Origin of the sequence: Bacillus sp. LM 4-2 (assembly GCF_000978495.1) — a bacterium.
Lineage (GTDB): Bacteria > Bacillota > Bacilli > Bacillales > Bacillaceae > Bacillus > Bacillus subtilis.
On sequence record NZ_CP011101.1, the window covers coordinates 1,808,168 to 1,824,640 of the forward strand.

The window sequence follows — 16,473 nt, forward strand, 5'->3', positions numbered from 1 at the left end:
TTAAAGGCATGAAGCGGCAGTTGAAAAGCCCGCTTTCAGAAGGGCAAAAAGGGCTGTGGATGCTTCAAAAAATGTCTCCTGGGATGAGTGCATATAATATTCCTTTATGCTTTCGCTTCAGCAAACCAATACATGCAGAGACGTTCAAGAAAGCCCTTCTGTTTGTACAGAGACAATATCCGATCTTAGCCAGTGTGATTCAAGAAGAAAATGGCATTCCATTTCAATCGGTTCAGTTATCAAAGGATCTTTATTTTGTGGAAGAGGATATATCAGCAATGAAATCAGCAGATATCTTTCCTTTTCTAAAAGAAAAAGCAAAAGAACCTTTCCAGTTGGAAGCTGGTCCGTTATGGCGCACACACCTTTTTCATCGGTTAGAAGAATGCATTGTTCTTATAACAATTCACCATATCATATTTGATGGTGTGTCGATGCTGACATTGATATCGGCGCTATTCGAAGCGTATCAACAATTGCTGAATGGGATTGAGCCCTTGCAGCAGCCATTAACAGCTGATTATTACGATTTTGTCGATTGGGAAAAACGGATGCTGACTGGCAGAGAAGGGGAAGAGCATCTCGCTTACTGGAAAGAACAGTTGTCTGGGAGTCTGCCAGTTCTTGATTTGCCTGCTGACCGTCCGCGGTCTTCATCACGAAAATTCAAGGGGCAAGCTTATAAAAGCTTGCTCCCCCATCACCTGAAAAATCAAATTAAATCGTTTGCCCGCACCAATCATGTGAATGAATCGGTTGTGTTTCTCTCCATTTACAAAGTGTTGCTGCATCATTATACAAAACAAAAGGATATCATTGTTGGCGTTCCGACAATGGGTCGGCAAGAAGACAGATTTGAAACCCTAATCGGTTATTTTATCAATATGATGGCTGTTCGGAGCAAGAATATCGGATCTCAGCCATTAACAGCATTTATTCGGGAACTGCAGCTGACAGTGGCTGACGGCCTGGATCATGCGGCGTTTCCGTTCCCTGCATTGGTAAGAGAGCTGAATGTAGACCGCTCGGCCGCGGATTCTCCGGTTTTTCAAACAGCTTTTCTGTACCAAAACTTTTTTCAGGCAACAGGCTTGCAAAAAGTGCTCGAACCGTATCAAACGCTTGGCATCGAATATATTGAAGACATTCGGCAAGAGGGTGAATTTGAGCTGGCGCTCGAAATATATGAGCAAGAAAATGAAACAGTGCTTCATCTTCTGTACAACCCTGATTTGTACGAACTGTCCTCCATTGAAAGCATGATGGAGAACTATATGAAGCTCGCGCAGCACATGATGGAGGACCCGTCTTTGCCGCTTGAAGCTTACTCTTTGCAATTAAATCAAGAACAAACTAGTTTGCTGGAACAATGGAATGCGACAGGGACAAACATCGCAAATGAAAAGTGTATACATGAGGTGTTTGAGGAAAAAGCGAAACAAACCCCCGATGCGGTTGCTTTGATGTTTGAAGACAGATCACTTACATATAAAGAAGTAGATGAAAAAAGCACATCTGTGGCAGTCTACCTTCAACATCAGGGTGTTGGACCTGAACAGCCCGTTGGCATTTGTGCAGAGCGTTCGTTTGATATGATCATCGGAATTTTAGGAATACTGAAAGCTGGCGGAGCGTATGTGCCGTTAGATCCAAGTTTTCCGCAAGAACGATTAGAGTACATGCTCAAAGACAGTCAGGCATCCATTGTCCTCACCCAACCTAACGTTCATGATAGGATCATCGGATTAACTGGCAGCCATGTAAAAGCGATCAATATCGAGTTAACTTGCCGAGACGGTTATACAGACCAGCAAAGCAGCGGTTTAAAGCGGGAAGTAAAACCGGAACACCTCGCTTATATTATTTATACATCGGGAAGCACCGGAGAGCCTAAAGGGGTTATGGTAGAGCATCGGAGCATTATGAATACCCTGAATTTTCTTGAATCTCACTATCCTGTAACGGCTGAGGATGCATATTTATTGAAGACGAACTATGTGTTTGATGTATCGATCTCAGAATTATTCGGATGGTTTATTGGAGATGGCCGTCTAGTGATTCTTCCGCCTAATGGGGAGAAATCACCGCAGCTTTGCATGGATTATATTGAAACATATAAAGTGACTCACATTAATTTTGTGCCGGCCATGCTGCATGTTTTTTTAGAAATGGCGAAAGACAACAAGCGATTCACAGAGGACGGTCCGCTGAAGTATATGATGGTTGCAGGTGAAGCCTTCCCTAAAGAATTAGTGAAAAAGGCGGTATCGCTCTTTACAAACTGCCGTGTTGAAAATATATACGGACCGACGGAAGCCTCCATTTACGCTGCGTATTTCGGATGCGGAAAAGGAGATATCGCAAGTCACCATACACCGATTGGAAAGCCTGTTTCCAACACGAAAATTTATATTGTGGACCAGCATTTGAAGCCTGTCCCGATCGGAAAGCCTGGTGAGCTTTGCATCGCTGGAGCCGGCTTAGCAAGAGGCTATTTTAAAAAGCCGGGGCTTACGGCTGAAAAATTTATTGATAATCCCTTTGAACCAGGGACGAAGCTATATAAATCGGGTGATTCAGCAAGGTGGCTTTCTGACGGCAACATAGAATACTTGGGACGGATTGACAGCCAAGTCAAAATACGCGGTTTTCGCGTCGAGCTGGGCGCAATAGAAACAAAGCTGAGTGAATTTCCGGGCATTTTAGATCAGGCGGTAGTGGTGAAGCAGCTGGAGGGCCATCAACAGCTCGCTGCTTATTATACAGAGGAAAGCGGACATGCCTCTGCCAATCCAAAAGATTTGCGCCTTCATCTAAAATCGAGTCTGCCTGAATATATGATACCTTCACACTTTATCCGCTTAGATGAGCTTCCATTATCGCCCAGCGGAAAAGTGAACCGTAAAGAATTAGAAAAACGCGAGATCGTGTTCAACAGAAGGAAACCAAATCACTTGCAATTAACGGAAATAGAGGATCAGGTGCTGCGCATTTGGGAGGAAACGCTCAAGGTCAGCGGATTTGGGCCGGAAGACGGATTTTTCGATGCGGGCGGCGATTCGCTTCTGGCTGTAGCTGTGGCTGAACGAATCAAAAAAGAATTCGATTGTGAGTTTCATGTTACTGAGCTGTTTGAGTATTCCACGATCCGTGCAATCAGTGAATACATTTTGGAGATGAAAAACTCAGATCTAGCCGGGACACAAAATGAAGATGATCATGATGACAAAAAAGATGGAAAATACCCGAAACAGAAGATTCCCCCTTATTTTGGCGACAGTGTTGCGATTGTGGGGATATCTTGCCAGTTCCCGGGTGCGAAAAATCATCATGACTTCTGGAACCACATCAAAGAAGGCAAAGAAAGCATACGATTCTTTTCTGAAGAAGAGCTTCGCGCAAATGGAGTTCCCGAAGAATTGATACAGCATCCTGACTATGTGCCTGTACAATCTGTGATCGAAGGGAAAGACTTATTCGATCCCGGTTTCTTTCAAATCTCGCCAAAAGATGCTGAGTATATGGACCCTCAGCTCCGCCTCTTATTGCTGCACTCCTGGAAAGCGATTGAAGATGCAGGATATGTGGCTAAGGAGATTCCGGCAACAAGTGTATATATGTCTGCAAGCAGCAATTCATATAGAACGTTATTGCCGAAGGAGACAACAGAAGGACATGAATCACCGGATGGCTATGTCTCATGGGTTTTAGCCCAAAGCGGAACCATTCCCACAATGATCTCACATAAGCTCGGATTAAAAGGGCCAAGCTATTTTGTTCATTCAAACTGTTCTTCATCACTAGTCGGTTTATATCAGGCATACAAAAGCCTGACATCGGGCGAATCACAATATGCGCTTGTCGGGGGCGCAACATTGCACGCACAATCAGCGATCGGCTACGTGCACCAAAACGGGTTGAATTTTTCAAGCGACGGGCATGTGAAGGCGTTCGATGCTTCGGCGGACGGAATGGCCGGAGGTGAAGGCGTAGCAGTCATCCTGCTGAAAAAAGCTGTGGATGCCGTAAAAGACGGAGACCATATTTATGCCATTATGCGCGGAATAGGTATCAATAATGATGGGGCAGAGAAGGCAGGCTTCTATGCGCCTAGTGTAAAAGGCCAAACAGAAGTGATACAGCATGTATTGGATACAACCAAGATCCATCCTGAAACGGTCAGTTATATTGAAGCACACGGGACTGGAACAAAATTAGGCGATCCTATTGAAATGTCTGCTCTAAATAAAGTGTACAAGCAATACACAGACAAAACACAATTTTGCGGAATCGGTTCAGTGAAAACGAATATCGGCCATTTGGATACAGCTGCGGGGTTAGCCGGATGCATTAAAGTTGCGATGAGTTTATACCATAATGAACTTGCACCGACCATCAATTGTACGGAGCCGAATCCGGATATAAAGTTTGAAAGCTCTCCTTTTTATGTTGTCCGTGAACGAAAATCGTTAGAGAAACACGCAGGTGTCCATCGGGCGGCTCTGAGCTCATTCGGCCTTGGCGGAACTAACGCCCATGCAATATTTGAGCAATATGAAAACATTTCTGATGCAGGTACCGAAAACGAAGGCAATCAGCCTTACATCATTCCTATATCAGCTAAAAATAGTGAACGGCTCCAAGTATACGCGAAGGAAATGCTGTCCTATATCAGTCAAGACGAGCAAAGGCATTTCTCTTTAAGAGATATTGCATATACCTTCCAAGTCGGCCGTGAAGCAATGGATAACAGGATCGTTTTTATAGTGAACGATCTGGAAGAATGGAAACATCAGCTGGAAGTTTTTGTGACTGGAAAGCCGCTCACAGAAGGCTGTATTCAAGGAGAAAAAACGAGAATGACATCCGCTGAACAGCTGCTTGGAAATGCTGAAGCAGATGATATGGCTTCATCACGGATATCAAAAGAAGAATTGAGAAAGCTTGCCGAGATGTGGGCAAATGGCTTTCACGTTGAATGGCGCAGGCTCTATCCAAATACAAAGCCACGCCGCATCAGCTTGCCGACATACCCTTTTGCCGAAGAACGATACTGGCCTGAAAGCAGCACCGGCGCTATCACAACAGTTGAACCATCTCGTTTGCATCCTTTGGTGCACCATAATACATCGGTTCTGTCAGAGCAGCGTTTCAGCTCCATTTTCACAGGACAAGAGTATTTTATTGCCGAGCATATCATTAAAGGCATGGCGATTTTGCCGGCGGCGGTCACGCTTGAAATGGCAAGAGCCGCTATAGAACAAGGAATTGGCGGATTGGAGGATCATGAAACTGGAATCAGGCTGAAAAATGTCGTGTGGGTTCGCCCGGTTGTAGCAGGAAGTGAGCCGGTTCAGGTAAATATCGGACTTTACGATGAAGATGGCGGACACATTGCTTATCGGATGTATGGTGATCCGGAATCCGCTGATGCAGAACCAGTTGTATATAACCAAGGTAAAGCGGAATTGATTCAGTTAAAGCGAGAAAAAGCACTGGATCTTTCTAAGATCAAGAAACAATGTGATCAAAGCAGAATGGATGCTGCCTCGTTTTATGAAGGGATGATTGGCGCCGATTACGGTCCAGGTTACAAGAGTGTAGAGGCCGTATATAAAGGCGACGGCCAGCTGCTTGCCAAATTATCACTGCCGGAATCTGTTTCACATACGTTGGGCGATTATGTTCTTCATCCAAGTGTAATGGACGGAGCGTTACAGGCGGCTGAATATTTGCAAAATGTCGTCAGAGCGGAACTTTCAGACACTGAAGACTTTAAGGCAGCACTGCCATTTGCTCTGGAGGAACTTGAGGTCTTTGGTCAGTGCGTTTCTGACATGTGGGTTTATGTTCAATTCAACTCGAAAAACAAACCGGGAGATTTGATACAGAAAGTCGATATTGATCTATGCGATGAGCATGGCACGATTTGCGTGCGGATGAAAGGATTTTCGACGAGAGTGATGGAGGCAGATATACAAACCGAACCATCAAAAATCAACGCTGAAACTTTATTGCTTCAGCCCGTTTGGCAAGAACAAAAGGCAGCTGAAGGCGCGGCAGCAAAAAAATATGCAGAGCATCTCGTATTCCTATGTGAATATGATCATGAGACGAGAGAACAGATTGAAGCAGCCATCGAGGATGTCCATGTATACAGCCTGGAAGCAAGGCCTTCTTCAGTAGATGGGCGTTTCCATTCTTATACAGAACAAGTGTTTAAAAAGGTACAAGAGATCATTCGTAAGAAACCGAAGGACGGCATTCTCGTTCAGATCGTAACCTCTGCAGAGGGAGAACAGCAATTGTTTTCAGGGTTGACAGGACTGCTGAAAACAGCTTGTCAGGAAAATGCCAAACTAACCGGCCAAATGATTGAAGTCAGCGGTGAAGAAAGTGGAGAAAGCATCGCTGGCAAACTGTTAGAAAATCAAATGAGCGGCGATTCATATGTCAAATATCAAAACGGGACACGGTATATTGCTGATTGGCGTGAAATCAAACAGGCAAAAGGAGACGGCAGCAAACCGTGGAAAGACAATGGCGTTTATCTCATTACAGGAGGTGCCGGCGGACTAGGTCATATTTTTGCAAAGGAAATTGCGGAACAAACGAAAAATGCGACAGTCATTCTGGCAGGCCGCTCACCTCTTAGCGAAAGCAAAAGCAAAAAGCTGGAAGAGCTTCATAGTAAGGGGGCTGACATCACCTACCGGCAAACAGATGTTACCAATAAAATTGAAGTCTATAAGCTCATTGACGACATTCAAAAAAGATATGGCCGTCTGAACGGTATTCTTCATAGTGCCGGAATCATCAAGGACAGCTACCTGGTTAATAAACAGGTAAAAGATCTGCACGATGTACTGGCGCCTAAAGTAAAAGGGCTTGTTTATCTAGACGAAGCGAGCAAGGATTTGCCTTTAGACTTCTTTATTCTCTTTTCATCTCTTTCAGGAAGTTTAGGGAGCATTGGCCAGTCTGACTATGCGGCAGCCAATGTATTTATGGATATGTATGCAGGCTATCGAAATAGGCTTGCCGACCTCAGCCAGCGGCATGGGAAGACGCTTTCTGTAAACTGGCCTTTATGGAGAGATGGAGGCATGCAGGTCGATCAAGAAACTGAGAATAGGCTTGTGCAACTGGCCGGTATTGTTCCTATGAGGGCGGAAAAAGGAATTCAGGCATTATATCAAGCACTTCATTCAGAGGCAAACCAAGTAATGGTAATCGAAGGCGATGTGCAGAAAATAAAACAAAACATGCTGGCCAAAAACGCCTCAGCACCTATGGAAAAGAAGGAAGCAGAACACATGACTGAACAAATAAATAGCATTGATACAGACAGTTTGCTGGATAAAGTAAAGGCGATGTTAAAGCGAGAGATCGCCAAGCTGTTAAAGGTCAAGCTTGAAACGATTGATGATCACGCCGAGATGACGGTGTATGGTTTTGATTCTATCTCCATGACTGAATTCACCAACCATATCAATCGCGCCTATCAGTTAGAGCTGACGCCAACCGTATTTTTTGACCACCCGACGATTCATGCGTTTGGCAAGCATTTGTCAGAAGAATATCAATCGGTATTTGCGAAGACATTTGCTGTGCGCGCTGTATCGGCTCAGATTCAGCCTGCTCCGAAACAGGAACAAGCCGTGCGTGCCAAAGCTAAAAGACGCAGAAAGCAGCAAGTCATGCTGCCAAACGCCATACAGAGTGATGCTGGGCCTGAGCCAATTGCCATTGTGGGCATAAGCGGGATTTTCCCTATGGCGAAAGACGTTGAGGCGTACTGGAACATCTTAAAAGAGGGCAAAGACTGCATGACGGAAATCCCGAAAGATCGCTGGGATTGGCGTGAATATGAAGGTGATCCGGCGAAGGAAGTCAATAAAACGAACGTGAAATGGGGCGGTTTTATTGACGGTATTGCAGATTTTGATCCATTATTCTTTGGCATTTCCCCGCGTGAAGCTGAACAAATGGAACCTCAGCAGCGCTTACTGCTGACTTACGCCTGGAAAGCGATCGAAGATGCAGGATATTCGGCGAAAAGGTTGTCAGGCACAAAGACCGGCGTCTTCATCGGAACGGGAAATACAGGATACAGCTCTCTTCTATCTAAAGCGAATTCGGCAATAGAAGGATCAGCGGCAGCCAATACGAGCCCATCGGTCGGTCCGAACCGGGTCAGTTATTTCCTTAATCTGCACGGGCCGAGCGAACCGATTGATACAGCGTGCTCAAGTTCACTAGTGGCGATCCACCATGCCATCTCTTCAATTGAGGAAGGCACTTGTGACATGGCATTAGCCGGCGGTGTAAATACGATTATCCTTCCTGAGGTGTATATCAGCTTTGATAAGGCGGGAGCACTGAGCAAAGAAGGAAAATGCAAGACGTTTTCAAATCAAGCCGATGGTTTTGCACATGGGGAAGGTGCCGGCATACTGTTCCTGAAAAAATTAAAAGCGGCTGAAGAAGCGGGAGACCACATTTACGGAGTCATAAAAGGCAGTGCAATCAATCACGGCGGCCGTGCAGCCTCTTTAACGACTCCCAATCCGAAGGCGCAGGCAGATGTTATTCAGTCGGCATATCAAAAAGCGGGAATCGATCCGAAAACCGTGACCTACATTGAAGCCCACGGAACCGGGACGGAGCTTGGAGACCCGGTTGAAATTAACGGTTTGAAATCAGCTTTTAAAGCATTGGGTGTAAATGAAGGAGACACATCAGCCAATCCTTACTGCGGTTTAGGTTCTGTAAAGACAAACATCGGCCACTTATCGCTGGCAGCCGGTGCAGCAGGAGTTATTAAAATATTATTGCAGCTTAAGCATAAAACCTTAGTGAAAAGTCTGCATTGCGAAACCGTGAATCCATACATTCAGCTGAAAAACAGTCCGTTCTATATCGTACGGGAAACGGAAGAATGGAAAGCGCTGAAAAATGAACGGGGAGAAGAGCTTCCTCGCCGGGCAGGTGTCAGTTCATTTGGAATCGGTGGGGTAAACGCCCATGTGATTATCGAGGAATATATTCCGGAAGCATCCGATGAGAATATACCATCCATCACGCCGGAACATCCGGGTATCTTCGTTTTATCGGCTAAAAATAAAGCGCGGCTAAAAGAACATGCACAGCAGCTGGCAGATGCGCTTGATAAGCAAACATATAGTGACGTAAATCTCGCCCGAATCGCTTATACACTGCAAGCCGGACGGGATGCGATGGAAGAACGTCTCGGGATTATTTCCGGTTCCATTGAGGATTTACAGCAAAAGTTAAAAGACTTTGCAGCGGAGAAAAGCGGTGTGGAGGATGTATTTAAAGGCAGGATTGATAAAGGCACACTCCAAATGCTGACAGAGGACGAAGAGATTCAAGAAGCCGTCGAGAAATGGATGGAACGGGGAAAGTATGCAAAATTGCTTGAATTATGGGTAAAAGGGCTTGATGTAGACTGGACGAAATTGTATGGCGAGAATCTGCCAAAGCGCATCAGCTTGCCGACGTATCCTTTCGCAAAAGACCGTTATTGGATCTCTGATCATATTGAAAAAAGCAGCATTGATGCAAATCAAGCAGCCTCCCGCCTTGGCGGAGCCATGCTGCATCCATTAATGCATCAAAACACATCCAATCTCTCGGAACAAAGGTTTAGCTCTATTTATACGGGAGAAGAGTTTTTCCTTGCTGATCATGTTGTGAAAGGCCAACGGATTTTGCCGGGAGTGGCTCATCTTGAATTGGCGCGGGCAGCTGTTGAGCAGGCCGCAGAGGTACAAGATGTACCGCGCATCATGAAGCTAAAGAATGCGGTGTGGGTGCGGCCTATTGTTGTAGAGGATCAGCCGCAGCAAGTACACATTAGGCTTTTACCGGGAGAAAATGGTGAGATATCTTATGAAATCTATGGTCATTCAGACGTTACTGGCGAACAGTCAATCGTCTACAGTCAAGGCAGCGCGGTATTGAATCCTGCTGAAAATCTGCCGGCGGTTGATTTGCAATCTCTGCGGGAGCAGTGTCAGGAAAGTCATTTCAGCGTAAACGAAGTATACGACACCTATCGAATGATTGGATTTGAATATGGTCCTGCTTATCGCGGAGTGGAAAAAATCTATACAGCTGAACAATTTGTTTTGGCAAAATTGTCATTGCATCCGTCAGCTGCAGATACGCTCAGCCAATACAAAATGCACCCTGGGCTGATGGATTCTGCTTTGCAGGCGTCAAGCATTTTGACAGGCGCCGGGGATAACCAGCTGACACTGCCTTTTGCGGTCCAGGAGCTTGAAGTCTTCGGAGCATGTTCGTCAGAAATGTGGGTATACGCAAGATACAGCCAAGGCAGCAAGGCAACTGATAAGGTGCAAAAGCGCGATATTGATATTTTAGATGAGAGCGGCAATGTTTGCGTACGGATGAAAGGATTATCTTTCAGAGCAGCAGAAGGCGGCTCTGGATCGGCGGAATCTGATCAAACGCTGGCAACCCTGATGTTTGAAGAAAAATGGGTGCCTAAGGATTTTAAAAAAGATAGTCCTGAGCCTCATTACGAACGGCACATTGTCATGCTTTGCGACATGAATGGCCTCTCAAAAGATCGCGTTGAATCAAGAATGACAGGAGCGGAATGCATCGTTTTGGAGTCATTCCGCGAAGGACTTGCAGAGAGGTTCCAAGATTATGCCGAACAAGCGCTTGAGACGGTCCAGGGTCTTCTCAAAAGCAGACCTCAGGGCAATGTTCTGATCCAGCTGCTTACCTCTGCACAAAGAAAGCAGTACTCATTCTCAGGGCTATCGGCGCTCCTTAAAACCGCCGGCCTGGAGAATAAAAAACTAATCGGCCAGACGATTGAAATCGATTCACATGAAAATATTGAAAGTGTAATAGAAAAACTGAAAGAGAATAAAAGGCACACAGAAGATCAGCACATCAAATATGAAAAAGGCAAACGGTACATCAATGATCTGGATGAGATGCAAATAGATGATCGGGAAATAAGCATGCCTTGGAGAGATAAAGGTGTATACCTCATCACGGGCGGTGCAGGAGGACTTGGGTTTATTTTTGCAAAAGAGATTGCTCGTCAAGCCGAACAGCCTGTGCTCATTCTGACAGGCAGATCCGCGTTGAATGCGGATCAGCAGGCGGAGCTTAACGAACTTCAGCAATTAGGGGCTCGCGCAGAATACAGGCAGATTGACGTGACACAAACGGAAGCAGCCTCCGAGCTTATCACAAGCATTACGTCTGATTACGAAGACTTGAATGGTGTCATTCACAGCGCTGGGCTGATTAAAGATAACTATCTTATGAGCAAAACCAATGAAGAGCTGACACAAGTTCTCGCTCCTAAGGTGAAAGGGCTTGTGAATGTGGATGAGGCAACCGAGCATCTTGCGTTAGATTTCTTTATCCTCTTTTCTTCAATATCAAGTGTTGCCGGCAGTGCGGGACAGGCCGATTATGCAATGGCTAATGCATTTATGGACAGTTATGCTGCTTATCGGAATGCGCTTGTAACCGCCATGTACAGGCACGGACAAACGTTGTCAATCAATTGGCCGCTCTGGAAAGAAGGCGGCATGCGCGCGAATAAAGAAATTGAAAACATGACGTTGAAAAACACAGGTGTGACTCCAATGCGGACCGAGACCGGCATTCAAGCGCTGTATAAAGGTTTGGCATTTGGCAAAGATCAAGTCATCGTCATGGAAGGATTCAAAGACATGATGAGGGAAAAGCTGACTCAAAAGCCGTCTTCTGATGATGTACCAATGAAAACAGTGCAAGTACCGGTGACATCTGAAGCAAGAATGGATCAAGGGAATATGTTCGATCACATTCAAGAAGTTTTAAAGCAAACAATCTCTCAATTGCTCAAAATCAAACCTGAAGAGATTGACCAGGACATGGAGTTTAATCAATATGGATTTGATTCGATTACGTTAACTGAATTCGCAAATACACTGAATGAGAAGTACAAGCTGGATCTTACGCCTACGATCTTCTTTGAGCACGCAACTGTTTATGCATTTGCAGGGTATCTGTCAGAAGAATATCCAAATGCTTTTACAGCTCAAACGCCTGCCAAAGCTGAGGTGCTGATGCAGCCTGTCGAACAGAATATAAAAAATATGACGTTTTCGACTGAAAACCGCTTTGTAAAACCTTCGGTAACACCAATGCAAAAGGAAGCTGATCACAAGCCTGAGCCTATTGCGATTGTGGGAATGAGCGGCGTTTTCCCAAAGGCAAAAGACGTTGAGGAATATTGGAAGAACCTGTCATCGGGCACAGATTGTATTACAGAGGTTCCAAAAGACCGCTGGGATTGGCAGGAGTATTACGGAGACCCTCTGAAAGAAGCGAATAAAACAAACGTCAAATGGGGCGGTTTTATTGATGAAGTAGCTGACTTTGATCCATTGTTCTTCGGCATATCTCCGCTGGAGGCTGAGCAGATGGAGCCTCAGCAGCGCCTGTTAATGACCTATGCGTGGAAGGCGATAGAAGAAGCGGGACACTCAGCGAGAAGCCTGGCAGGAACTAAAACGGGCATCTTCATCGGGACAGGAAACACAGGGTACAGTTCACTTCTGTCAAATGTAGACATCGAAGGCTCAGCGGCTGCGAATATGAGTCCTTCTGCAGGACCGAATAGAGTCAGTTATTTCCTGAACATTCATGGACCGAGTGAACCGATCGACACTGCGTGCTCAAGCTCTTTGGTCGCCATTCATCATGCGGTTTGCGCCATTGAAAATGGAAACTGTGAAATGGCGATTGCGGGAGGGGTCAACACGGTCGTAACTCCGCAAGGCCATATCGCCTATGATAAGGCCGGGGCGCTGAGCAAAGAAGGAAGATGCAAAACATTTTCTGACAAAGCCGATGGATTCGCAGTCAGTGAAGGTGCCGGCATTCTCTTTCTGAAAAAGCTGACAGCGGCTGAACGAGACGGTGATCATATTTACGGTGTCATTAAAGGAAGTGCGGTAAACCACGGTGGCCGCGCAAATTCTCTAACGACTCCTAATCCGAAAGCTCAGGCGGATGTCGTAAAAACAGCATATGAAAAAGCGGGAATTGATCCAAGAACCGTAACTTATATTGAAGCGCATGGGACTGGAACCGAGCTGGGCGATCCAGTAGAAATCAACGGCTTAAAAGCGGCATTTAAAGAGCTGTATGAAAAAACGGGGGACCCGGCTGTTCATGGCAGCCATTGCGGACTTGGATCAGCGAAAACAAACATCGGTCACTTATCGCTGGCGGCCGGTGTGGCGGGTGTCATTAAAGTGTTATTGCAGCTCAAGCATAAAACGCTTGTCAAAAGTCTGTACAGTGAAACTGTTAATCCGTATATCAGACTGGATGACAGCCCGTTTTATATTGTGCAGGAATCGAGAGAGTGGCAGGCGCTTCGGGATGAAGCCGGCCGAGAGCTGCCGCGCCGCGCAGGCATCAGTTCGTTCGGGATAGGCGGCGTCAATGCCCACGTGGTCATTGAGGAATATATCCCGAAAGAAACAACCCATCCTGCAACAGCACCAGCTGTGACAGCACAGCACCCGGGCATCTTTATTTTGTCGGCAAAGGATGAAGATCGTCTGAAAGACCAAGCCCGGCAATTAGCAGACTTTATCAGCAAGCGATCTATCACTGCTCGTGACCTCACTGATATTGCTTATACACTCCAAGAGGGGCGTGATGCAATGGAGGAGAGATTAGGGATCATCGCTGTCTCGACTGGGGACTTGCTGGAAAAACTGAACCTCTTTATAGAAGGGGGCACCAATGCGAAGTACATGTACAGAGGCAGAGCAGAAAAAGGTACCGCACAAACATTGAGATCAGATGACGAAGTACAGAAAACGCTCAACAATAGCTGGGAGCCTCACATATATGAACGACTGCTTGATTTATGGGTAAAAGGCATGGAAATAGGCTGGAGTAAACTGTATGACGGCAAACAGCCGAAACGCATCAGCCTCCCTACCTATCCATTTGCGAAAGAACGCTACTGGATAACGGATACGAAAGAGGAGGCAGCCGCCCATCAAACAGCTTTAAAAACAGTCGAATCAGCAGCTTTGCATCCATTGATACATGTCAACACATCTGATTTGTCAGAGCAGCGTTTCAGCTCGGCCTTTACAGGTGCTGAGTTCTTTTTCGCCGATCATAAGGTGAAGGGAAAACCGGTTATGCCGGGCGTGGCATATCTTGAGATGGTTCATGCTGCCGTTACAAGAGCAGTGAGAAGAACCGAAGATCAACAATCTGTTATTCACATCAAAAATGTTGTGTGGGTGCAGCCGATTGTGGCGGATGGCCAGCCTGTTCAAGTGGATATCAGTCTAAATCCCCAGCAGGACGGCGAGATTGCTTTTAATGTCTATACAGAGGCTGCACACAATGATCGAAAGATACATTGTCAAGGCAGTGCTTCAATCCGTGGGGCAGGAGACATTCCAGTCCAGGATATCAGCGCGCTTCAAGACCAATGCAGTTTAAGCACACTCTCACACGACCAGTGTTATGAATTGTTTAAGGCGATCGGCATTGACTACGGACCTGGTTTTCAAGGGATAGATCGGCTTTACATCGGCCGCAATCAAGCCTTGGCAGAGCTTTCTCTGCCTGCTGGTGTAACTCACACACTGAATGAATTCGTTCTTCATCCAAGTATGGCCGACTCTGCTTTACAAGCGTCGATCGGGCTAAAGCTGAATTCCGGTGACGAGCAGCTTTCTCTGCCTTTTGCGCTGCAAGAGCTAGAAATATTCAGCCCGTGTACAAATAAAATGTGGGTGTCTGTGACATCTCGTCCTAATGAGGACAAAATACAGAGACTGGATATTGATTTGTGTGATGAACAAGGCCGAGTGTGTGTAAGAATCAAGGGGATTACCTCAAGGCTGCTGGAAGAAGGCATACAACCGCCAGACGGGCCGACATCACTAGGAAACTCCAAAGCAACTCTTAACGGAGCGCTTCTTATGGCGCCGATATGGGATCGAGTGCAGCTGGAGAAGAGGAGCATTTCGCCTGCTGATGAGCGTGTTGTCATCCTCGGAGGGGATGACAACAGCAGAAAAGCTGTTCAAAGGGAGTTTCCGTTTGCCAAGGAGCTGTACATTGAGCCGAACGCATCAATTCATAGAATTACAGGCCAGCTTGAAGCACTCGGATCGTTTGACCACATCGTGTGGATGTCTCCTTCTCGTGTGACAGAGTGCGAAGTCGGCGATGAAATGATTGAAGCCCAAGATCAAGGCGTCATTCAAATGTATAGGCTCATTAAGGCAATGCTTTCTTTAGGCTATGGACAGAAGGAGATAAGCTGGACGGTCGTGACGGTGAACACACAATATGTTGATCAGCATGATATTGTCGACCCGGTCGATGCCGGGGTGCACGGCCTGATTGGTTCAATGACAAAAGAATATCCAAATTGGCAGACAAAGCTGATCGATGTTAAAAAATACGAAGACCTGCCGTTATCTCAACTCCTTTCCTTGCCTGCCGATCAAGAAGGGAATACGTGGGCCTATCGAAACAAGATTTGGCATAAGCTTCGTCTAATTCCAGTACACAACAATCAACCGGTGCACACGAAGTATAAGCACGGAGGTGTTTATGTTGTCATAGGCGGAGCTGGCGGTATTGGTGAGGCGTGGAGTGAATATATGATCAGAACATATCAGGCGCAGATCGTTTGGATTGGCAGAAGGAAAAAGGATGCAGCCATTCAAAGCAAGCTGGACAGACTTGCACGTCTAGGGCCAGCCCCGTATTACATTCAAGCAGATGCGGCTAACCGAGAGGAATTTGAACGCGCGTATGAAACAATGAAACAAACGCATCGTGAAATCAACGGCATCATCCATTCTGCGATTGTCTTACAAGATCGAAGCCTGATGAATATGAGTGAGGAATGTTTCAGAAACGTTCTTGCTGCAAAGGTTGATGTAAGCGTGCGAATGGCCCAAGTTTTCCGGCATGAACCACTGGATTTTGTTTTGTTTTTCTCTTCCGTACAATCGTTTGCAAGAGCTTCCGGACAAAGCAACTACGCTGCGGGCTGCAGTTTTAAGGATGCTTTTGCACAGCGGTTGTCTCACGTATGGCCTTGTACAGTGGCCGTGATGAATTGGAGTTATTGGGGAAGCATTGGTGTTGTTTCATCACCGGATTACCAGAAGAGAATGGCTCAGGCAGGCATAGGCTCAATTGAAGCCCCTGAAGCAATGGAAGCTTTGGAATTGCTGCTCGGGGGACCGTTGAAGCAGCTAGTAATGATGAAAATGGCAAACGAAACGAATGATGAAGCGGAACAGGCAGACGAAACGATTGAAGTGTACCCGGAAACTCACGGCTCCGCCATTCAAAAGCTGCGAAGCTATCACCCGGGTGACAGCACAAAGATTCAACAACTGTTATAGG

1 protein-coding gene is annotated in these 16,473 nt (G+C 46.1%); it reads left to right on the forward strand.

Annotation, left to right across the window (positions count from 1 at the left end; all coding sequences use genetic code 11):
- Positions 1-8: 8 nt before the first annotated feature.
- A complete protein-coding gene (locus bslm_RS08965; RefSeq protein WP_080481053.1) occupies positions 9-16,472 on the forward strand; it encodes a non-ribosomal peptide synthetase in 16,464 nt (5,487 codons plus the stop codon).
- Position 16,473 lies beyond the last annotated feature (1 nt).